Consider the following 20,914-nt stretch of genomic DNA (forward strand, 5'->3'; position numbering starts at 1 on the left):
AAGTCATAAGTTCGCCTTATGAGTCCATAGAGCGGGCCCGGGTACCACTTCGGCGCAGAAGTTATTTAGGGTGACCTAAGTGTCGGCGGCCTCGCCGCCACGTCGTAGTCGAAGGGAACCCAGACATGCCCCGCCCCCTCCGGGTCGCGATCGTCGGCGCCGGCCCCGCCGGAATCTACGCCGCCGATGCGCTGCTGAAGTCCGAGGCCGCCACCGAGCCGGGCGTGTCCATCGACATCTTCGAGCGGATGCCGGCCCCCTTCGGCCTGATCCGCTACGGCGTGGCCCCCGACCACCCGCGCATCAAGGGCATCATCACCGCCCTCCACCAGGTGCTCGACAAGCCGCAGGTCCGCCTCTTCGGCAACGTGAACTACGGCACCGACGTCCACCTCGACGACCTGCGCTCCTTCTACGACGCGGTGGTCTTCTCGACCGGCGCCATGTTCGACCGCGAGCTGCAGATCCCCGGCGTCGAGCTGGACGGCTCCCTCGGCGCCGCCGACTTCGCCTCCTGGTACGACGGCCACCCGGACGTCCCGCGCACCTGGGACCTGTCCGCCGAGAAGGTCGCCGTCCTCGGCGTCGGCAACGTCGCCCTCGACATCGCCCGCATCCTCGCCAAGACCGCCGACGAGCTGCTGCCGACCGAGATCCCGGCCAACGTCTACGAGGGCCTCAAGGCCAACAAGGCCGTGGAGATCCACGTCTTCGGCCGCCGCGGCCCGGCGCAGGCGAAGTTCAGCCCCATGGAGCTGCGCGAGCTGGACCACTCGCCGAACATCGAGGTCATCGTCAACCCCGAGGACATCGACTACGACGAGGGCTCGATCGCCGAGCGCCGCAAGAACAAGCAGACCGACATGGTCGCGAAGACCCTGGAGAACTGGGCGATCCGCGACGTCGGCGACCGCCCGCACAAGCTGTTCCTCCACTTCTTCGAGTCGCCCGTCGAGATCCTCGGCGAGGACGGCAAGGTCGTCGGCCTGCGCACCGAGCGCACCGAGCTCGACGGCACCGGCAACGTCAAGGGCACCGGGCAGACCACGGACTGGGACGTCCAGGCCGTCTACCGCGCCGTCGGTTACCTCTCCGACGAGCTGCCCAAGCTGCCGTGGGACGCCGTCACCGGCACCGTCCCGGACCGGGGCGGCCGCGTGATGGAGGGCGAGGAGCACATGGCCTCCACCTACGTCACCGGCTGGATCCGGCGCGGCCCCGTCGGCCTCATCGGCCACACCAAGGGCGACGCCAACGAGACGGTCGCGAACCTCCTGGAGGACTTCGCCGCCGGCCGCCTCCTGACCCCGGAGAACCCCGAGACCGACGCGGTCGTCGCCTTCCTCGAGGGCAAGGGCCTCACGTACACGACGTGGGAGGGCTGGTACGCCCTCGACGCCGCCGAGAAGGCGCTGGGCGAGCCGCAGGGCCGCGAGCGCGTGAAGATCGTCGAGCGCGAGGACATGCTCCGCGCGAGCGGCGCCGTCCAGTAGCACCACCGGGTCCCTGCGACGCGTCGTGACCCCCGGCCGCCCGTCGTCCCCCGACGACGGGCGGCCCTCCGCTTTCCGGTCCTAGGCTGGTACCACCGGGAAGAGGTGAGGGCCATGTCCGCATCCGCACCCCCGGTCGACCGGGTCGCGCGGGCGCGGGACGCCGCGGCCAGGGAGGCCTGGGCCGAGGCGTACGCCCTGCTGAGCGCGCACGACCGGCACCCCACGAGCGCCCTGACCGCCGAGGACCTCGACTCCCTCGCGGACGCGGCCTGGTGGTCCGGGCGCGTCGACGAGTCCGTCGCGGCCCGGCTGCGGGCGCACGCCGCGTACGTCGCCGTCGGCGACCACCGCGGCGCCGGGCTCGCCGCCTGGTGGCTGCACCACGAGTACGCGGGCCTCGGGCGCCCCGCGGCGGCGGCCGGCTGGCTGCACCGGGCCCGGCACCACCTGGAGGACCTGCAGCCCTGCCCCGAGCAGTGCTTCCTCGCCCGGACGGACGCCGAGGAGGCCACCGCGCGCGGCGACCACGCCGCCGCCCTCGCCGCGGCCCGGCGCATGCACCGCCTCGCCCTCCGCTCCGGCAGCCCCGACCTGCTGGCCCTCGGCCACCAGACCGCCTCGGCGGCCCTCCTCGCGCAGAACCGCCGCGCCGAGGCCCTCGCCCACCTCGACGCCGCGATGGGCGCGGTGACGGCGGGCGAGCTGAGCGGCCTGTTCACCGGCCGGTTGTACTGCCTGGCCGTCACCCAGTGCATGGAGTCGGCGGACCTCCCCCGCGCCATCGAGTGGACGAACGCGGCGATGGAGTGGTGCGCCCCGCCCTGGACGGGCCGGGGCGGGCCGCCCCCGGCCACCGCGCACGACGGCGGGCCCATGACCGCGCCCTCCGGTGAGAACCCGTTCCGGGGGGTGTGCAGGGCGCACCGGGTCGAGGTGCTCGACCTGCTCGGCGCCTGGGCGCTCGCCGAGGCCGAGGCGCGCCAGGCGTGCCGCGAGGTGCCGGTGGACTGCCTGGAGTCGGCGGCCGCCGCGTACTGCGCCGCCGGGGACGTCCAGCGCCGCCAGGGCCGCCTCGACGAGGCCGCCGCCTCCTACGCCCACGCGCACGACCTGGGTCGGCTCCCCCAGCCCGGCCTTGCGCTGCTGCGCCTCGCGCAGGGCCGGGCCGACGCCGCCGTGGCCGGCCTCGCCCTGGCCCTGGCCTGCGCCCCCGACCGGCAACGCGACCTGCTCGGCCGGGCCAGGCTCCTCGGCGCCCGCACGGAGGTGGCCCTCGCCGTCGGCGACGTACCGGGCGCGAGGGCGGCCGCGACGGAGCTGGACGCGCTGGCCGGGGACGTACCGCTGCTGCGGGCCATGGCCGACACCGCCCTGGGCGCGGTCGCCCTCGCGGGCGGCCCCGGCCCGGCGCCGCCGCTGCTGCGGCGGGCCCTCGCGGGGTGGCTGGAGCTGCGCGTCCCGTACGAGGCCGCACGGGTGCGGATGCTGCTCGCGGCGGCCGGCCGGAGCGCCGGGGACGAGGAGGCCGCGCGGCTCGAACTGGCCTCCGCGCGGGCCGGTTTCGAACGGCTCGGAGCCGTGCCGGACGCCCGGCGCGCGGCGGCGCAGCTCTCGGCGGGGGCGCGGCGGCGACTGCCCGGCGGCCTGACGGCCCGCGAGGCGGAGGTCCTGCGGCTCGTCGCCTCCGGCGCGACCGACCGGGACGTCGCGAGGACCCTGATGATCAGCGAGCCCACGGTGGCCCGGCACCTGCACCACGTCTTCGCCAAGCTGGGCGTCGCCTCCCGCCCCGCCGCCACGGCGTACGCCCACGCCCACGGCCTGACCTGACGGAACCCCGGTCCGACCGGTGCCCCGGCCCGGCCGGCGGCCGGCGGCGGCTAGTGTCGCGGGCATGGCCGGACACGACGCACTCGACGCCACCCGCGACGCCTACGACGACGCCGCCCCCGCCTACGCGGAGCTGTTCCGCGACTCGCTGCCCGGCCTCCCCCTGGACCGCGCGGTCCTGGGCGCCTTCGCGGAGCTGGTCCGCGCGGCTCCGGGCGGCGGAGGCCGGGTCGCGGACCTGGGGTGCGGGCCGGGCCACGTCACCGCCCACCTGCGCGGTCTCGGGCTCACGGCCTTCGGGGTCGACGTCTCCCCGTCGATGATCGAGCTGGCCCGGCGGCACTTCCCCGGGCTGCGGTTCGAGGTGGGCTCGATGGCCGCGCTCGACCTCGCCGACGGCGCGCTGGACGGCGTGCTCTCGCGGTGGTCCGTCATCCACACGCCACCCCGGGAGGTCCCCGCCCTCCTGGCGGAGTTCCACCGCGTGCTGGGGCCCGGCGGCCACCTGCTGATCGGCTTCTCGGCCTCCGACGGCCCGTCCCACCCGACGCAGGTCTTCGACCACGCGGTCGCGCCCGCGTACCGCTGGTGGCCCGATCACCTGGCCGCGCAGCTGGGCGCGTGCGGCCTCGTCGAGGTGGCCCGGCTGGTGCGTGCCCCCCTGCCGACCGACCGGCGGCCGTTCCGGGAGGTCCACCTCATCGCCCGCAAGGGCCGGGTCGTGTCCGGAAAGTAGCGCCGTCTGCCCGAAGGGCAGGGCCTGCGGCGTCCGGTGCGTGCGGTCGCAAGGCGGAGGGTCGCCCTCGTACCGGGCGTACGCGGGTGATCCCGACAACGCGGCGTGGGGGTACCTCCCGTGCTCGCAGGGCTGCGGGAGAGGGCGTGCCGGGCGTCGCAGGCCGGGCGGGACTTTCCGGACGCGGCCCAGGTGCTACGGCACGGTCCTGGCCGAGGCCAGCAGGCGGAGGGTGTCGTCGGGTGGCAGGGCGAGGGCGTTCCCGACGGTGCCGAGGACCTCGCGCTCGGCGGGGCTGTAGGCGCCGTCGGCCAGTGCGATCCGGGCGGCCTGGAGCAGGATCGACTCCCGGCCCGCGGGCGCGAGGTGCGGGGTGAGCGGCTCCAGGGCCTCGTGGATCTCGATGGCGAGGAGGGCGCCCTCCGGGTTGACCTCGGGCATGAAGCGCCCGGTGTCGGCCTCCAGGCCCTCGACGAGGTCGACGAGCTGGACGGCCGTGCAGTCGGCGTAGCCGGCGGACCGGACGGCGTGCACGGCCCGGTCCAGGACCTCGCGGGACTCGGTGCCGCCCGCGGCGAGGACGGCCAGGGCGACGGTGTGCACCGCGTCCCGCAGCATCCCGGAGAAGCGGCTCGTCGTCGGCCGGTCCAGGACCTCCGTACCGAAGTGGGTGTGGCAGGCGGCGCACTCGACGACGGGGCCGGTGCAGCCGCGGGGCAGGACCGGGACGCCGAGGACGGCGAACCGGCGGCGTCCGGTGCGGCGCCGGTAGTTCCGGTCGCCTCCGCACTCCTCGCAGAAGAACTCACCGTCTCCGACGGTGTTCCAGGAGGTGCGGATCCCGCAGACGGTCACCTTCCCCCCACGTGAATTCCGGGCAGACCGCACACGCACCTCCTCAACGGCCCGGCTGCACTGCCGGCGTTGGCGTGATGTTAGCCACATCGGTGAGGGGACGTCAGCACCTCGTCACCATTCCGCTGTGGAGATGGCCGAGACCGGCCCTCGGTACGACGCTGTCCCGCACCCTCGGGGAGGGTGCGGGACAGTAGCCCGGAAGGGTGATCAGCGAGCCGAGCGGTTGACGGCCGAGATGACCGCCTTCAGGGAGGCGCGGGTGGTGTTGGCGTCGATGCCGATGCCCCACAGGACCTGTCCGTCGATGGCGCACTCGATGTAGGACGCGGCCTGCGCGGAGGCGCCCTCGCTCATCGTGTGCTCCTGGTAGTCCAGCAGGCGGGCGTCCACGCCGATCGACTGCAGCGCGGCGAAGAAGGCCGAGATCGGACCGTTGCCGGAGCCGGACAGGACCGTGTCGACGCCGTCCACGACCGCCTCCACGGTCAGGGTGTCGGTGCCGTCCTTGTCGGAGGTGGTCTGGCCGGAGCGCAGCTGGATGCGGCCCCAGGCGTTGTCCGGGTTGGGCAGGTACTCGTCCTGGAAGACGGACCAGATCGCCGCCGGCGTGACCTCGCCGCCCTCGGCGTCGGTCTTCTGCTGGATGATCTTCGAGAACTCGATCTGCATCCGGCGGGGCAGGTCCAGCTTGTGGTCGTTCTTCAGGACGTACGCGATGCCGCCCTTGCCGGACTGCGAGTTGACGCGGATGACGGCCTCGTAGGAGCGGCCGACGTCCTTCGGGTCGATGGGCAGGTACGGCACGGCCCACTCGATCTCGTCGACGGTCTTGCCCTGGGCGGCCGCGTCGGCCTCCATGGCGTCGAAGCCCTTCTTGATGGCGTCCTGGTGGGAGCCGGAGAAGGCCGTGTAGACCAGGTCGCCCGCGTAGGGGTGGCGCGGGTGGACCTCCATCTGGTTGCAGTACTCGGAGGTCCGGCGGACCTCGTCGATCTGCGAGAAGTCGATCTGCGGGTCGACGCCCTGGCTGAACAGGTTCATGCCCAGGGTCACCAGGTCGACGTTGCCGGTCCGCTCGCCCTGGCCGAACAGGCAGCCCTCGATGCGGTCGGCGCCGGCCATGATCGCCAGCTCGGCCGCCGCCACCGCCGTACCGCGGTCGTTGTGCGGGTGGACCGACAGGCAGACGTACTCGCGGCGGGTCAGGTTCCGGGACATCCACTCGAAGCGGTCCGCGTGGGTGGACGGCGTCGACCGCTCCACGGTGGCGGGCAGGTTCAGGATGATCTCGCGGTCCGGGCCGGGCTGCCAGACGTCGCAGACGGCCTCGCAGACCTCCAGGGCGAAGTCCAGCTCGGTGTCGGTGAAGATCTCGGGGCTGTACTGGTAGCCGAAGATCGTCTCCTCGCCCAGCAGCTTCTCCGCGTACTCCATGACCAGCCGGGTGCCGTCCACCGCGATCTGCTTGATCTGCTCCTTCGAGCCGCGGAAGACGACCCGGCGGAAGGTGGGCGCGGTGGCGTTGTACAGGTGGACGGTGGCGCGCCGGGCGCCGACCAGGGACTCCACGGTCCGCTCGATCAGGTCCTCGCGGGCCTGGGTCAGGACGGAGATGGTGACGTCGTCCGGGATCGCGCCCTCTTCGATGATGGAGCGCACGAACGCGAAGTCGGTCTCGCCGGAGGACGGGAAGCCGACCTCGATCTCCTTGTAGCCCATGCGGACGAGCAGGTCGAACATCTCGCGCTTGCGGGCCGGGCTCATCGGGTCGATCAGCGCCTGGTTGCCGTCGCGCAGGTCGGTCGACAGCCAGCGGGGCGCCTTGGTGATGCGCCGGTCCGGCCAGGTGCGGTCGGGGATGTCGACGGCCTCGTACCGGCCGTACTTGTGGATCGGCATCCCGGACGGCTTCTGCAGCTGCGTCGCGTTGGTGACGGGCGTCGGCCGGCCGATGAACGGGGACTGGGTCATGGCGTGGGGCTCCTCGGGTCCTGCGGGGAGGGGACGGCCGACTGTCGAACGCAACGCCAGTACCCGCGGGGAGGGGGTCGGCCTACGACTACAGGCCCTCGCCGCGGCAGCTAAGGAGAAGCAGCCCGAAACGCATGATGTGCGTCACCATAGCCCAGGGTCGGCGAAGGAGGACGTCCGTTTCAGTATGCGGGACGGCCCCCGCGTCAAGGGAGAAAGGTGACCCATCACTCCATTTCGCCAATCGTCGCCGCATCGCGTGACAGCGCGGTCACGCACTGCCACATTGCCGGTATGAACCCCCTCGCGCCCGCTCTCTGCACGATCGTCCCGCCCCACCTCCTGGAGCACCTGGCCCGGTCCTCGAACCCGGCCGTCGCCGCCGCCGCCCGCCGCACCCTGGTCGCCGACGCCGCGGTCCGCACCCGCCGCACCCTGCCGCTGCCGACCACGGAGGCCCCCGCCGCGCCCCGGAGGGGGCCCGCCCGCCCGAACCGGACCCTGTACGACGCGCAGCACCGCACCGAGCTGCCGGGCGTGAAGGTGCGGAGCGAGGGCGAGGACGCGACCGTGGACGCCACCGTCAACCGGGCGTACGCCGGGCTCGGCGCCACCTTCGAGCTCTTCCGCGACGTCTACGGGCGCGACTCGATCGACGGCACGGGCCTGCCGCTGGTCGCGACCGTCCACTACGACGAGAACTACGGCAACGCCTTCTGGAACGGCGAGCAGATGGTGTTCGGCGACGGCGACGACGAGATCTTCCTCGACTTCACGCTGCCGGTGGACGTGATCGGCCACGAACTGGCGCACGGCTTCACGCAGTACACGGCCAACCTGGAGTACTTCAGCCAGTCCGGCGCGCTCAACGAGTCCGTCTCCGACGTCTTCGGCTCCCTCGTGAAGCAGTACGCCCGCGGCCAGAGCGCCGACCAGGCCGACTGGCTCATCGGCGAGGGCCTCTTCCACCCGAACGTGCAGGGCACCGCGCTCCGGTCGATGAAGGCCCCCGGCACCGCGTACGACGACGACGTCCTCGGCAAGGACCCGCAGCCCGGCCACATGGACGACTACGTGCGCACGAGCCAGGACAACGGCGGCGTCCACATCAACTCCGGCATCCCCAACCGCGCCTTCTACCTGGTCGCGACCGAACTCGGCGGGAACGCCTGGGAGCGGGCCGGGCAGATCTGGTACGACGTGATGACGGGCGGGGCGCTCACCCCCGAGACCCGGTTCTCCGAGTTCGCGGCGTCCACGGTCGGGGCGGCCCGGGAGCGGTACGGCGAGGGGGCGGAGATCCAGGCCGTCGTGAAGGCCTGGACGGCGGTGGGGGTGCCCAGCGACTGAGCTGCTGGTAGACAGGGCCCATGCGGATTCGAGTGCGGCGCACGGGCGGTTTCGCGGGGATCGAGCGCACGGCGGAGGTGGAGGTCACGGACCCCGAGTGGGAGTCCCTGGCCGCCGCCGTCCTCGCGGACGACGACGCCGAAAGTGCCGGTGAGGGCGCCGGTGCCGGTGAGGGTGCCGTCCGGGGCGTGCCGGACGGCTTCTCGTACGAGATCACGATCGACGGCCGCACGGTCCTGTGCGACGACCCCCGGCTCACGGAGGCGCAGAGGACCCTCGTGACGAGGGTCCTCAAGGAAGGCGCGTGACCGCCGGCCCCGGGACGTCCCTCAGCGTCCGGCGCGGCGCCAGAACCGGCCGGGCTCCTTCGGCGGGCGGACCTCCAGGGTCCAGTCGCCCTCGGCGCTGCTGACCCGCACGAGCAGCGGCCCCTCGGGCAGGTCCCTGGTGTCCTTGGGGCGCCTGCCCGCCACGTTGGCGAGGAGGTGGTCGCGGCCGCGCGGCTCGAGGCCGTACACGTGGAAGTACGCGTGGCCGAAGGTGTGGAGCCGGGAGGCGAGCCGGCCCGCCGGGCCCGCGTGGAACAGTACGTCGGCGCCCCGGCCCTTGGCGCCCCCGCCCAGTTCCTCGAGGACGCTCACCGGACGGACGGCGATCGTCCACTCGCGGTCGTACGCGCTGACGCGCAGGCGCAGCGGGCCCTTGCCGCGGTGCCGCAGCACGGCCCGGCCCTCGAAGTCCTCCAGGTTCGTGTTCGCGAGGAGGTCGCGGTCCTTGCCCTGCTTGTCCAGGCTGTGCACGCTGAAGTAGCCGTCGCCCCGGCGGGACGAGTCGACCACCACGTACCCGGGCGGGATCTCCACGTCGACGGTGAAGCTCTTCCTGCCCTTGCCGCTGCGGACGAACTCGGGGAAGTCCTCGCCGAAGACGCGGACGCCCGACGCCGGGCCGGTCGGCACGGGGTCCTGGACGGGAGCCGGTTCCGGGACGGCGGCCTCGGCGTCCCTCACCTTCGCCAGAAGCTCCTCCGGGACCTCTTCGGGCGCAGCGCCGTCCTGGTCGGGGGCGGCCTCGTCGGCGGCCTCTCCGGCGACCTGTTCGGCGGCGGGGCCTTCGGGGGCGGGCCCGGCGTCGAGGGCGGTGACGGCGTCCGGTGCGGCCTCGTCCGGGTCCCTGCCCTCGATGCCGAAGTCCGCCGCGAGGCCGACGAGGCCGGAGTCCCAGCCCTGGCCCACGGCGCGGAACTTCCACGCCCCGTCGCGCCGGTAGAACTCGCCGAGGACGAACGCCGTCTCGGTGCTCGCGTCGTCGACCTCGTACAGCGCCAGCTGCTTCCCCGTACCGGCGCTGATCGTCCGTATGTGGAGGCCCGGCACCTGGCCGAACGTCCCCGCGTCGGTCGAGGCGCTGATGACGATGCGGTGGACGGCGGGCTCCACCAGCGCGGTGTCGACCTCCAGCCAGTCGGCGACGCGGTGCTGCTCGTCGCGCACCTGCCCGATGTGGCGCACGGCGCCGGACGGATGGGTCAGCTGGTTGTAGAAGACGAGGTCGCCGTCGCCCCTGACCCGGCCCGTGGCGTCGAGCAGCAGCGCCGAGGCGTCGACCTCCGGCACTCCGTCCCCGGCCGCCCGCCGGACGACCGCGATCCGCCACACCTGCCCGGGGACCGGCAGGTTCCCCCCCTTGACGATCTTTGTCACGCCGTCATGCTGGCACGCGACCGCCCCGCCTGCCCGGGGATCGCGGAAACCCGGCAGAAGCACGGCCGGGGCCTGCCCTGCTAGAAGCCCAGGCGCCGCAGCTGCTTGGGGTCGCGCTGCCAGTCCTTCGCGACCTTCACGTGGAGGTCGAGGAAGACGGGGGTGCCGAGGAGGGCCTCGATGTGCTTGCGGGACTTCATGCCGACCTCCTTGAGGCGGCTGCCCTTGGGGCCGATGATGATGCCCTTCTGGCTGGGGCGCTCGATGTACACGTTGGCGTGGATGTCGAGCAGCGGCTTGTCCGCCGGGCGGTTCTCGCGCGGGATCATCTCCTCGACGACCACGGCGATCGAGTGCGGCAGCTCGTCCCGTACGCCTTCGAGCGCGGCCTCGCGGATCAGCTCGGCGACCATGACCTGCTCCGGCTCGTCCGTGAGGTCGCCCTCCGGGTAGAGCGGCGGGGATTCCGGCAGGAGCGGGATGAGGAGGTCGGCGACGAGCTGCACCTGCTTGCCGCCCACGGCGGAGACCGGCACGATCTCGGCCCACTCGATGCCCAACTCGCGGCCGAGCTGGTCGATGGCGATGAGCTGCTCGGCGAGGGTCTTGGAGTCGACGAGGTCCGTCTTGGTGACGATGGCGACCTTCGGCGTCTTGCTGATCTCGGCGAGCTCCTTGGCGATGAAGCGGTCACCGGGGCCGAGCTTCTGGTCGGCGGGCAGGCAGAAGCCGATGACGTCGACCTCGGCCCAGGTGGTGCGCACGACGTCGTTGAGCCGCTCGCCGAGGAGGGTGCGCGGCTTGTGGAGGCCGGGGGTGTCGACCAGGATCAGCTGGGCGTCCTCGCGGTGCACGATGCCGCGGACGGTGTGCCGGGTGGTCTGCGGCCGGTTCGAGGTGATGGCCACCTTCTGGCCGACCAGAGCGTTCGTGAGGGTGGACTTGCCCGCGTTGGGGCGGCCGACGAAGCAGGCGAAGCCGGCCCGGTGGACGGCTTCGGTTTCTTGGTTGCGAGCGCTCATGGGGGCCATTGTCCCCGATGAGCGCCCCCCTCACGCACCGGGGACGTGCGAGGGCCCGGCGCTCGGCGCCGGGCCCTGCTCGTGCGGTGCGCGGTTCAGCCCGCGGTGACGGCCGCCCGCAGCTGTCCGTCGGGGCCCGCGAGCAGCACCGGCGTCTGTGCGCCGCCGAGGTCGCGGACCGCCGCGCGGTCCGCCTCGGACGCGGCCTCGGCGGTGGAGACCACGGCCGCCGCCTCCAGGGACTCCGCCCCGCTGGCGACGGCCATGGCGACCGCGGTCTGGAGCGCGCTGAGCTTGAGCGACGCCAGGTCCACGGTGCCGGCCACGTAGGTGCGGCCGGTCTCGTCCCGCACCGCCGCGCCCTCGGGCACACCGTTGCGGGCGCGGGCGCTGCGCGCCAGCGTGATGATCTTGAGGTCCTCGGCGCCGAGGTCGCCGTGCTCCGTGCTGAGTGTCATGCCCCGAGCATAGGTCGGGGCACGGGATCAGCCCTTGGCGCCCTTGGCGAACTTCTCGACGGCGAGCTTCGCGAAGCCGTCGAAGTCCTTGTGGCCTGAGGCGTCGGCGGGGACGTGCGAGAAGCGGGTCAGACCGGTGCCCTGGGCGGCGACGAGCATGTTGGACTCGACGTTCAGGCCGAGGTCCGCGATGTTCATCTTGATCCGGAAGGCGTGGGCCTGCTCGGCGCCCTGCGGGGCGGTGAGCTTCTCCAGCGTGATCTTCATCTTCATGCCCTCCATCTCGGCGGAGAACCCGGAGCAGCTGCCCAGGGCGGTGCCGATGGCGGAGGCGTAGTCGGCGGCGCCCTTGCCCGGGAAGGTCATGACCTGCTGGCTCAGCAGGGAGTCGGCGTTGCCGCGCTCGAAGTCCACGGAGGCGCCGATGGTGGCACCGGCGACCTTGTCATCCAGGAGGGTCGCGATCGGCTGGCAGGCCTTGTCGTCGACCGTGTAGGTGGTGGTGTCCACCTCGGCCTTGCTCGCCTTCCAGCCCGCGGGCAGGTCCGTGAGGGCCAGCACGCCGGCCTTCATCTGGGCGGCGGTCAGGGGGGCGGCGGCCTGCGGGGCGGCGGTCGCGTCGCCCTTCTCCGCGCCGCCCTTCGCGGCGCCGTCGGCCTTCTCGTCGGCGCCGCCGCCGCAGGCGGCGGTCAGGGAGAGCGCGGAGACGGCGAGGGCGGCGGCCAGGCCGCGGCTGAAGCGAGTACGCATGGTGAAGGTGCCTCTTGAGGGTTCGGGGTGAGCGGAGAACCGGGTCGCCCGCACGGCGGAACCGGACGGCTCGGAGGATATACGGCACCTCCGACACCCCGACCGCCCGGGACCCCGGGACCTGCGGGACCGCCGGGGCCCGGGACCCCGGGACCTGCGGGACCGCCGGGGCCCGGGGCCTCCGGGCCCCTCAGCTCGCCACCGGGTACAGCGCGCCCCGGCGGCCCGCCGGGGAGGCCAGCCACTCCAGCTTCGCGGCCGTGTCCGCCTCCGGCAGCGGGGTGTGCATCACGATCACCAGGTCGGGGCGGGCGGGGACCCTCAGCTGCGTCGCCTCGACGACCAGCGTGCCGACCAGCGGGTGCTCCATCTCCTTGCGGTTCTGGCCGCCGGGCAGGATGTCCCGCCGCTCCCAGAGCTCCGCGAACTCCGGGCTGAGCGCCTTGGCCTCCTCGATCACCGCCCGGAAGCCCTCGTCGTCCGGGCACTCCGAGCAGGCCGACCGGAACTGCGCCACGACCTTCGGCGCGAGCTCCTCCCAGTGCCCGACCCGCGAGCGGTAGAGCGGGTCGGTGAAGAAGCTCACCAGGCAGTTCTGCGAGATCTCCGGCCGCATCCCGAGCACCGCCGCCGCCGCGTCGTTGTAGAGCACCGTGTTCCAGTACGCGTCCATGATGTGCGCCGGGAAGGGCATCCACGCGTCGATGAGCCGCCGCAGCCCGTCGCACATGTCCCGGTCCTCCGGGGCGGCCTCCAGGGCCGGCGGGTTCAGCGCCGCCAGGACGTACAGGTGGCGCCGCTCGGCCGGGCTGAGCCGCAGCACCCGCGCCACCGCGTCGAGCACCTGCGGCGAGACGGTGATGTCCCGGCCCTGCTCCAGCCACTGGTACCAGGAGACGCCGACGCCCGCGAGGACCGCGACCTCCTCGCGGCGCAGGCCCGGGGTGCGGCGGCGGGCCCCGCCGTCCGGGAGCCCGGCCTCGGCGGGCGTGACCCGTGCCCGACGGCTCATCAGGAACTCGCGCAGTTCGGCCAGTCGGTGCCGCTTGGCGTCCGTGCTCTCGACCGCGGTGGCCACGTCCCGGTCCTCCCCCTGGATGGCTGGTGGTACGACCAACAGGATAAGTACCCGCTCCCCGGCCGTGTTCCCGCGCGCCGAAGGTGGGCGCATGGCAACCCTCTCCCCCTCTTCGAAGACCCCCGCGCCCCCCGCTTCTCCCCAGTCCCCCGCGTCCCCCGCTCCCCCGGCCCTCACCGGCCGGGCCCGGCTCGTCCTCTTCGTGCTGTGCGCCGCCCAGTTCATCGTGGCGCTCGACTTCTCCGTCCTGAACGTCGCCCTGCCCGTGCTCGGCGCCGACCTCGGTCTCGACCGGTCCGCGCTCCAGTGGGCGGTCACCGCCTTCGCCCTCCCCGCCGGCGGCTTCCTGCTGCTCTTCGGGCGCGTCGGCGACCTCTACGGGCGCAAGCGCCTCTTCCTGGGCGGGCTCGGCCTCTTCGCCGCCGCCTCGGTCCTCGCCACCGTCGCCTGGGACCCGGCCTCGTTCCTCGCGGGCCGCGCCCTCCAGGGCCTCGGCGCCGCCGCGATCGTGCCCACCGGCATGTCCCTGCTGACCACCTCGTTCCCCGAGGGGCCGCTGCGCGACCGGGCGCTCGGCATCTCCGGCACCCTGCTGTCGCTCGGCTTCACCATCGGCATGGTCCTCGGCGGCATCATGACCGACACCCTCGGCTGGCGCTCCACCATGGGCCTGCTGGCCGTCGTCACCCTGGTCGTGCTGCCGCTCGCGCCCGGTCTGCTGCGGGAGTCCCGCACCCCCGGCCGGCCCCGGCTCGACGTGCCCGGCGCGGTCACCGTCACCGGCGGGCTGCTCGCCCTCGTCTACGCCCTGACCACGGCCGCCGAGCGCGGCTTCGGCGGCCTGGACGTGCTGCTCGCCCTCGCCGCCGGGGCGGTGCTGCTCGCCGCCTTCGTGGTGGTCGAGTCGCGGCACCCGGCCCCGCTGGTCTCGCTGCCGATGCTGCGGCGGCGCACGGTCGCCTTCGGCAACCTCGGCGGGCTCGTCACCTTCTCGATGATGTCGACGATCGTCTTCGTCCTGACGCTGTACCTCCAGGAGACCCTGGGCCTCTCGGCCTTCGCCACCGGTGTCGTCTTCGGCGTCCAGGGCGCCTTCTCGGTGCTGGCCGGGACGCTCACCCCCAAGGTCGTCGGCCGGCTCGGCGCCCGCCGGACGCTCGTGGTATCCCTCGCGGGCCAGGCGGTCCTGACGGCGGCGCTGCTCGGCGCCGGGGAGCGCTCGGGCGTGGTCGTGGCGACGGTCGCGGTGACGCTCGCCTCGATGTTCCACCTCGGCGCGATCATCTCGTACGGCCTGACGGTGACCTCGGGCGTCCGGGACGCCGAGCAGGGCCTCGCGACCGGCCTGGTCACCACCACCCAGCAGGTCGGCCTCACCGTCGGCATCCCGCTGCTGGGCGTGCTCGCCACCACCGGCGGCGACCTGTACGGGGGCGTGCGCACGGTCGTCGCCGTGGACGCGGCGATCGTGCTCGCCGCCGCGGTCCTGATCGCCCTGGGGCTGCGGAAGCGCCCCTGAGCGTCAGGGCCGGTCGAGGCGGAGCCGTACCGCCTTGGGAAGACCGGCGACGACGAGGTCGTACGAGTCCTCGACGAGCTCCCGGACCATCCGGTCCGGGAGCTCTCCCACGGTCACGGTGTTCCAGTGCCGCTTGTTCATGTGGTAGCCGGGGGCGATCGCCGGGTGCTCCGCACGGAGGCGGACCGCCTCGTCCGGATCGCACTTGAGGTTGACCCGCAGCGGCTCGCCGTCCAGCCACGACAGCGCGAACAGCTTCCCGGCGACCTTGAAGACGGAGGTCTCCGGGCCGAAGGGGAACTCCTCGGACGCGTCGTTGAAGCCGAGGCAGAAGGCGCGCAGCTCGTCGGGGGTCACGCCGGGTCCTCCTCCGGTTCCACGGGTTCGACGAGCACGGTGACGATCTTGTTCCGACGGCCGGCAGGGGACTCCGCCGTCAGCCGCAGCGCGCGGCCGTCCGGCAGCTTCACGACGGCCCTGGCGCCCGCGATGGGGACGCGGCCGAGGGCCTTGGCGAGCAGTCCGCCGACGGTCTCGACGTCCTCGTCGTCGTACTCGTCGGGGCCCAGGCCGTACAGCTCGCCCAGGTCGCCGATGTCGAGGCGGGCCGTCACCCGGTGGCGGCCCTCGTCGAGGTCCTGCACGGGCGGCAGCTCCCGGTCGTACTCGTCGGTGATCTCGCCGACGATCTCCTCCAGGATGTCCTCGATGGTGACGATCCCGGCCGTGCCGCCGTACTCGTCGATGACGACGGCGACGTGGTTGCGCTCCTGCTGCATCTCGCGCAGCAGGTCGCCGGCGTTCTTGGTGTCGGGCACGAAGGCCGCCGCGCGCATCGCCGTGGAGACCTGGTCGGCCTCGGCCTCGCGGTTGATGTGCGTCTTGCGGACCAGGTCCTTCAGGTACACGATCCCGACGATGTCGTCCTCGTTCTCGCCGGTCACCGGGATGCGGGAGAAGCCGGAGCGCAGCGCCAGGGTGAGCGCCTGCCGGACCGTCTTGTACCGCTCGATGCAGACGAGGTCGGTGCGGGGCACCATGACCTCCCGTACGAGCGTGTCGCCGAGCTCGAAGACCGAGTGCACCATCCGGCGCTCGTCGTCCTCGATCAGCGACTCCTGCTCGGCCAGGTCGACCATGGCGCGCAGCTCGGCCTCGGAGGCGAAGGGGCCCTTGCGGAAGCCCTTGCCGGGGGTGAGGGCGTTGCCGATGAGGATGAGCAGCTGCGGGATCGGGCCCATGATCCGGGCCAGCGGCAGCAGGACGTACGCGGCGGCCGTCGCCGTGTTCAGGGGGTGCTGGCGGCCGATCGTGCGCGGCGAGACGCCGACGGCCACGTAGCTGACCAGGACCATGACGGCGATGGCGACGAGCAGCGCCTCCCAGGTCTGCGGGAAGGCGTCGAGGCAGGCGTAGGTGACGAGGACGCCGGCCGCCATCTCGCAGGCGACGCGGACGAGCAGCGCCACGTTGAGGTAGCGGGTGGGGTCGGAGGCGACCTGGGCGAGCTTCTCCGCCCCGCGCCGCCCGGACCGTACGGCCTCGGCGGCGCGGAAGCTGGAGACGCGGGCGAGGCCGGCCTCGGCGCAGGCGGCCAGCCAGGCGACGACGACGAGGGCGACGGCGCCGAGGATCAACTGCGGACTCATGGGCGGGCCGGGCTCAGGAGACGGTCGGGGCGGGGGACGGGCCGGTGAGGCCCTTCTCCGCTCGCCAGCCGTCCACGATGGCCGCCTGCAGGCCGAACATCTCGGCCTTCTCCTCGGGCTCCTCGTGGTCGTAACCGAGCAGGTGCAGCACCCCGTGGACGGTCAGGAGCTGGAGCTCCTCGTCCATGGAGTGCTGCGTCGGGGCGTCCTTGCCCTGCTGGGTGGCGACCTCGGGGCAGAGCACGATGTCGCCGAGGAGCCCCTGCGGGGGCTCCTCGTCGTCCTTCGACGGCGGCCGGAGCTCGTCCATCGGGAAGGACATGACGTCCGTGGGTCCGGGCAGGTCCATCCACTGGATGTGGAGCTGCTCCATGGCCTCCGCGTCCACGACGATCACCGACAGCTCGGAGAGCGGGTGGATGCGCATGCGGGCGAGCGCGTAGCGGGCGATGTCGAGGATCGCCTGCTCGTCGACCTCGGTGCCGGACTCGTTGTTGACGTCGATCGACATGTGCTGTTTCTGCTACTTCCCGTTGCGGCCGTTGCGGCTGTCGTACTGCTCGTACGCGTCGACGATACGGCCGACGAGCTTGTGCCGGACGACATCCTGCGACGTGAGCGCCGAGAAGTGGACGTCGGGGACCCCGTCGAGGATGTCCCGCACCTGCCGCAGACCGCTCTTCGTGCCGCCCGGGAGGTCGACCTGGGTGATGTCACCGGTGATGACGATCTTCGAGTCGAAGCCGAGGCGGGTGAGGAACATCTTCATCTGCTCGGGGTTCGTGTTCTGGGCCTCGTCGAGGATGATGAACGCGTCGTTGAGCGTGCGTCCGCGCATGTACGCCAGCGGCGCCACCTCGATCGTCCCGCTCGCCATCAGCTTGGGGATGGAGTCGGGGTCGAGCATGTCGTGCAGGGCGTCGTAGAGCGGCCGCAGATAGGGGTCGATCTTCTCGTAGAGCGTGCCGGGCAGGAAGCCGAGGCGCTCGCCCGCCTCGACGGCCGGGCGGGTCAGGATGATGCGGGTGACCTGCTTGGACTGCAGGGCCTGGACCGCCTTCGCCATCGCCAGGTACGTCTTTCCGGTGCCGGCGGGGCCGATGCCGAAGACGATCGTGTGCTTGTCGATCGCGTCGACGTACCGCTTCTGGTTGAGCGTCTTCGGGCGGATGGTGCGGCCGCGGCTGGAGAGGATGTTCTGGGTGAGCACCTCGGCCGGGGTCTCCTGGCCGCTCCCCGCCTCGCCGTCCTCCGCCCTGAGCATGGCGATCGAGCGTTCCACTGCGTCCTCCGTCATCGGCTGACCGGTGCGGAGCACCAGCATCATCTCGTCGAACAGGCGCTGGATGAGGGCGACTTCCGCCGCGTCCCCGACCGCGCTGACCTGGTTGCCCCGGACGTGGATGTCCGCCTGCGGGAACGACCGCTCGATGACGCGCAGGAGTGCGTCGCCGGAGCCGAGGACGGTCACCATCGGATGCTTGGCGGGGACGGTGAAGTGGGCGCGGGCCTGTCCCTGCGTCCCGTCGTGGGACGCTCCGTTGTGGGCTGTGGGTGTGTGAGTCATGGGCCGGCACTGTGGCCTGCACATACCTCCCGTTGCAGGGTTCTCGCTGCTCGACAACCTCTCGGGTCCAAGCCTACGACCTGGGGCCGACAAGCCCGAAAGGGTTTACGAAGGTGCCGGGCGGAAGCCGATGGTCGGCACGGCGCGGCGCAGCGGCCACGGCCGGGCCGGGGCGGGCAGGAGACGCTCCAGGAAGGCGTACCGCTCGCGCAGCGCGGCCGGGTCCTGGCGGGCGTCGCCCTGCACGTGCTGCCACCAGGCGGCGATCTCGTCCCAGGTGGGGGCGGAGAGCGAGCCGCCGAACTCCTGTACGGAGAGGGCGGCGGTCAGTCCGGCGAAGGCGAGCCTGTCGGCGAGCGGCCAGTCGGCGAGCGTGCCGGTGACGAACCCGGCGACGAAGACGTCCCCCGCGCCGGTCGGGTCGAGGGCGTCGACCCGGATCGCGGGGACCTCGGCGGTCTCCCCGGTGGCGCCGTCGACGGCGTAGGCGCCCTCCGCGCCGAGGGTGACGACGGCGTAGCGCACCTTGTCGGCGAGGGCGCGGGCGGCGGCGCGCGGGCAGTCGGTGCGGGTGTAGGCCATGGCCTCGGCGGCGTTGGGCAGGAACGCCTCGCAGTGGTCGAGGTCGGCGAGCGCGGCCAGCTCCCAGCGCCCGGTCTCGTCCCAGCCGACGTCGGCGAAGACCCGGGCGCCGGAGCGGGCGGCGCGGGCCACCCAGTCCTCGGTGCGGTCGGGGGCGAGGGAGGCGACGGCGGCGCGGGCGTGCGGGGGGCAGGCGGGCAGGGCGCCGTCGGGCGGCGGGGCCTCGTGGCCGTGGGAGACCATCGTGCGCTCGCCCTCGTAGGCCATGGAGACGGTGACCGGGGAGTGCCAGCCGGGGACGGTGCGGGAGAGCGAGAGGTCGATGCCCTCGCCCTGCTCAAGGGCGTCCCAGCAGTACTCGCCGTAGTGGTCGTCGCCGAAGGCGGCGGCGAGGGAGGTGCGCAGGCCGAGCCGGGCGAGGGCGGTGGCCATGTTGGCGACGCCACCGGGGCTCGACCCCATGCCGCGGGCCCAGGACTCGGTGCCGCGGACGGGTGCGGAGTCGAGGCCGGTGAAGATGATGTCGAGGAAGACCGTGCCGGTGAGGAAGACGTCGCAGGTGGGGTCGGTGGCCTCGCGGACGCGCACCAGCGGGTCGACCGCGGTGTCGTCGCGCGGCTGGTCTCCCTCTGCTCCGGTCACGGCAGGTCCGGTCACGGCAGGCTCCCCGGTCGTGGTGCGTATCCGGCCAGTGTGCCCGATTCGGGTCGGGTGACGGTCGCGGGCGCCACGGGAAGTCGAGCCCCTCTACCCCGATTCCTCTGCACCAAACGCCATGTGACCCGGATCACGGCGTGAACGGGGGTGCTCCGCCTTCTCCGGACAGCCCCCGGTTGATACACATGTCCCGATCACCCGTGTGCACCACCGGGCGCTCCACTTCCCCCTCCCCCCTGTTCTTCCCGGGAACGCCCATGTCGTCGCGGACGCGCGCCCCGGGGGCCCTCGCCGCCCTCGTCGCCCTCTTCACCGCCGGATACCTCGCCCCGTACCTGCTGCCGACCGTCGTCGGCCGGCTCTCGGCGGGCCTCGGCCTCTCCCCCGCGCAGGCGGGTCTGGTCGGCTCCGTCCTGCTCCTCGGCTCCGCCTGCGCCGGGTTCAGCCTCGCCGCGCGCGTGCAGCGGATCGGCCCCCGCCGGGCGGCCCGCGCCGGGCTGCTCGCGATGGCGGTCGGGTACGGCTCCGCCGCCGCGACCGGCACCGTGCCGCTCGTCGTGGCGGGCGCGGTGCTCGGCGGCTTCGGCTCCGGTACGGCCACGGCGGTCGCCGCCTCCGGCATCGCCGGGCAGCGCGACCCGCACCGCGCCTCCACCCTCGGCCTGCTGTCGGTCTCCGCGACGGCGGGCGCCCTCTATCTCACCCTGCCCCACCTGGCCCCCGGCCACGGCCCGCCGTTCCTGGCGATCGCCTGCGCGGCGGCCCTGGTGTGGCCGCTGACGGCACGGCTGCCGGGCCCCACGCGCGCGTGCGACGACGCGGCGGGCCGGACGCAGGACCTGGCGCAGGACCGGACGGCGGGCCGGACGCGGGGCCGGACGGCGGGCCGGACGCGGGGCCTTGCGCAGGACCGGGCGCCCGCCCCCCTCCCGTACCGCACCGCCGGGGCCGTGCTCGCCACGGGCATCCTCTGCTGGTCCCTCGCCCAGAACGCGCTCTGGGGCGTGAGCGGCCGGATCGGCCTCACCCAGGCCGGGCTCTCCGAGGTCACCGTCGGCGCGGTCTTCGCCGCCGCCCTCGGCGCCGGGCTCGCCGGCGTCACGGCGGCGGGCGCGCTCGGCTCCCGCCTCGGCCGGGCGGTGCCGATCGGCCTCGGCACGGTCCTGATCGCGGGCTGCGTGCTGCTGAGCGCCTCCGCCGGGGACCTGGCCTCCTTCGCGACCGGCGAGATCCTGTGGAACGCCCTCTACCCGGTGGTCCTGTCCTACCTGTTCGGCCTGGCCGCCTCCCTCGACCCGCGCGGCCGCTGGGCGGTCCTCGTCGGCTCGGCGTCCTCGCTCGGCACGGCCTGCGGCCCGGTCACCGGAAGCCTCCTGTCGGAGCACGCCGGCCACCCGGGCATGGGCGCGGTCCTCTGCGCCCTGCTGCTGCTCGTCGCGGTGCCGATGACGGCGGTGGCCCGGCACGCCTCAGGCCGCCCGCTGGTCCCCGGCTCGATCCGCCGCCGCGGCGGCGCCCCGGCGGCCGTCCTCGCCGGCACGGCGTCGGCGACGACCGCCCTGCTCCCGCAGGTCGGCGCCCCCGAGCAGGAGGTGGCCCCGATCCCGGTCCCGCCGACGGCCCCGCGCCGCCGCGCCGCGAGGTCGTCGTTCCGCCTGGCGCGCCCGGGCGACCGGGGCTGACCGCGA

The 20,914-nt window shown here is 73.5% G+C and carries 19 protein-coding genes; 7 read left to right on the forward strand and 12 right to left on the reverse strand.

Going from position 1 to position 20,914, the window contains the following annotated elements; all coding sequences use genetic code 11:
- Positions 1–125: 125 nt before the first annotated feature.
- From ACWDVG_RS00675 to ACWDVG_RS00685, 3 genes are all read left to right on the forward strand, one after another.
- A complete protein-coding gene (locus tag ACWDVG_RS00675; RefSeq protein ID WP_451694767.1) occupies positions 126–1,493 on the forward strand; it encodes an FAD-dependent oxidoreductase in 1,368 nt (455 codons plus the stop codon).
- A gap of 114 nt (positions 1,494–1,607) precedes the next feature.
- The gene (locus tag ACWDVG_RS00680) at positions 1,608–3,326 is read left to right on the forward strand and encodes a LuxR C-terminal-related transcriptional regulator (protein WP_451694769.1); all 1,719 of its coding nucleotides are present in this window, start codon (positions 1,608–1,610) and stop codon (positions 3,324–3,326) included.
- A 64-nt stretch (positions 3,327–3,390) separates the two neighbouring features.
- Positions 3,391–4,062, forward strand: coding sequence for a class I SAM-dependent methyltransferase (locus ACWDVG_RS00685; protein ID WP_451694771.1), 672 nt, complete (start codon positions 3,391–3,393; stop codon positions 4,060–4,062).
- A 195-nt stretch (positions 4,063–4,257) separates the two neighbouring features.
- Here ACWDVG_RS00685 and ACWDVG_RS00690 read toward each other — a convergent pair whose 3' ends face one another.
- Positions 4,258–4,950, reverse strand: coding sequence for a TerB family tellurite resistance protein (locus ACWDVG_RS00690; protein ID WP_451694773.1), 693 nt, complete (start codon positions 4,948–4,950; stop codon positions 4,258–4,260).
- 177 nt (positions 4,951–5,127) lie between these two features.
- The gene (gene leuA, locus ACWDVG_RS00695) at positions 5,128–6,891 is read right to left on the reverse strand and encodes a 2-isopropylmalate synthase (protein WP_451694775.1); all 1,764 of its coding nucleotides are present in this window, start codon (positions 6,889–6,891) and stop codon (positions 5,128–5,130) included.
- 294 nt (positions 6,892–7,185) lie between these two features.
- On the opposite strand from leuA, the gene ACWDVG_RS00700 reads away from it, so the two are divergent.
- Positions 7,186–8,241 (forward strand): M4 family metallopeptidase, encoded by a 1,056-nt coding sequence (locus tag ACWDVG_RS00700; protein WP_451694776.1) that lies wholly within the window; start codon positions 7,186–7,188, stop codon positions 8,239–8,241.
- Between the two features lie 20 nt (positions 8,242–8,261).
- A complete protein-coding gene (locus tag ACWDVG_RS00705) occupies positions 8,262–8,549 on the forward strand; it encodes a protealysin inhibitor emfourin (RefSeq protein WP_451694778.1) in 288 nt (95 codons plus the stop codon).
- A gap of 21 nt (positions 8,550–8,570) precedes the next feature.
- Here ACWDVG_RS00705 and ACWDVG_RS00710 read toward each other — a convergent pair whose 3' ends face one another.
- From ACWDVG_RS00710 to ACWDVG_RS00730, 5 genes are all read right to left on the reverse strand, one after another.
- On the reverse strand, positions 8,571–9,944 hold the full coding sequence (locus ACWDVG_RS00710; RefSeq protein WP_451694780.1) for a TerD family protein: 1,374 nt from the start codon (positions 9,942–9,944) through the stop codon (positions 8,571–8,573).
- A gap of 80 nt (positions 9,945–10,024) precedes the next feature.
- Positions 10,025–10,975, reverse strand: coding sequence for a GTPase Era (era, locus tag ACWDVG_RS00715; protein ID WP_451694782.1), 951 nt, complete (start codon positions 10,973–10,975; stop codon positions 10,025–10,027).
- An 86-nt stretch (positions 10,976–11,061) separates the two neighbouring features.
- Positions 11,062–11,424, reverse strand: a complete 363-nt coding sequence (locus ACWDVG_RS00720; RefSeq protein ID WP_451694784.1) for a cytidine deaminase — start codon at positions 11,422–11,424, stop codon at positions 11,062–11,064.
- A 27-nt stretch (positions 11,425–11,451) separates the two neighbouring features.
- Complete coding sequence (locus ACWDVG_RS00725) at positions 11,452–12,174, reverse strand: hypothetical protein (RefSeq protein WP_451694785.1); 723 nt, start codon at positions 12,172–12,174, stop codon at positions 11,452–11,454.
- Between the two features lie 190 nt (positions 12,175–12,364).
- Complete coding sequence (locus tag ACWDVG_RS00730; RefSeq protein WP_451694787.1) at positions 12,365–13,252, reverse strand: helix-turn-helix transcriptional regulator; 888 nt, start codon at positions 13,250–13,252, stop codon at positions 12,365–12,367.
- Positions 13,253–13,343: 91 nt separating this feature from the next.
- On the opposite strand from ACWDVG_RS00730, the gene ACWDVG_RS00735 reads away from it, so the two are divergent.
- A complete protein-coding gene (locus ACWDVG_RS00735) occupies positions 13,344–14,771 on the forward strand; it encodes an MFS transporter (protein ID WP_451694789.1) in 1,428 nt (475 codons plus the stop codon).
- Positions 14,772–14,774: 3 nt separating this feature from the next.
- Here the strand turns inward: ACWDVG_RS00735 and ACWDVG_RS00740 are convergent, their stop codons facing one another.
- From ACWDVG_RS00740 to ACWDVG_RS00760, 5 genes are all read right to left on the reverse strand, one after another.
- Positions 14,775–15,128: an MmcQ/YjbR family DNA-binding protein gene (locus ACWDVG_RS00740; protein WP_451694791.1), complete on the reverse strand. Its 354-nt coding sequence runs from the start codon at positions 15,126–15,128 to the stop codon at positions 14,775–14,777.
- Positions 15,125–16,420 (reverse strand): hemolysin family protein, encoded by a 1,296-nt coding sequence (locus ACWDVG_RS00745; RefSeq protein WP_451694792.1) that lies wholly within the window; start codon positions 16,418–16,420, stop codon positions 15,125–15,127. Before ACWDVG_RS00745 ends, ACWDVG_RS00740 begins: the two co-directional genes overlap by 4 nt.
- Before the next feature lie 13 nt (positions 16,421–16,433).
- The gene (gene ybeY / locus ACWDVG_RS00750; protein WP_451694794.1) at positions 16,434–16,931 is read right to left on the reverse strand and encodes an rRNA maturation RNase YbeY; all 498 of its coding nucleotides are present in this window, start codon (positions 16,929–16,931) and stop codon (positions 16,434–16,436) included.
- 12 nt (positions 16,932–16,943) lie between these two features.
- Complete coding sequence (locus ACWDVG_RS00755) at positions 16,944–17,987, reverse strand: PhoH family protein (protein ID WP_451694796.1); 1,044 nt, start codon at positions 17,985–17,987, stop codon at positions 16,944–16,946.
- Between the two features lie 105 nt (positions 17,988–18,092).
- Complete coding sequence (locus ACWDVG_RS00760; RefSeq protein WP_451695096.1) at positions 18,093–19,211, reverse strand: carbohydrate kinase family protein; 1,119 nt, start codon at positions 19,209–19,211, stop codon at positions 18,093–18,095.
- Between the two features lie 272 nt (positions 19,212–19,483).
- Between ACWDVG_RS00760 and ACWDVG_RS00765 the strand changes: the two genes are divergently transcribed.
- Positions 19,484–20,908: an MFS transporter gene (locus ACWDVG_RS00765; RefSeq protein WP_451694798.1), complete on the forward strand. Its 1,425-nt coding sequence runs from the start codon at positions 19,484–19,486 to the stop codon at positions 20,906–20,908.
- The last annotated feature ends 6 nt before the right edge of the window (positions 20,909–20,914 follow it).

This window comes from Streptomyces sp. NPDC003327 (assembly GCF_053589515.1).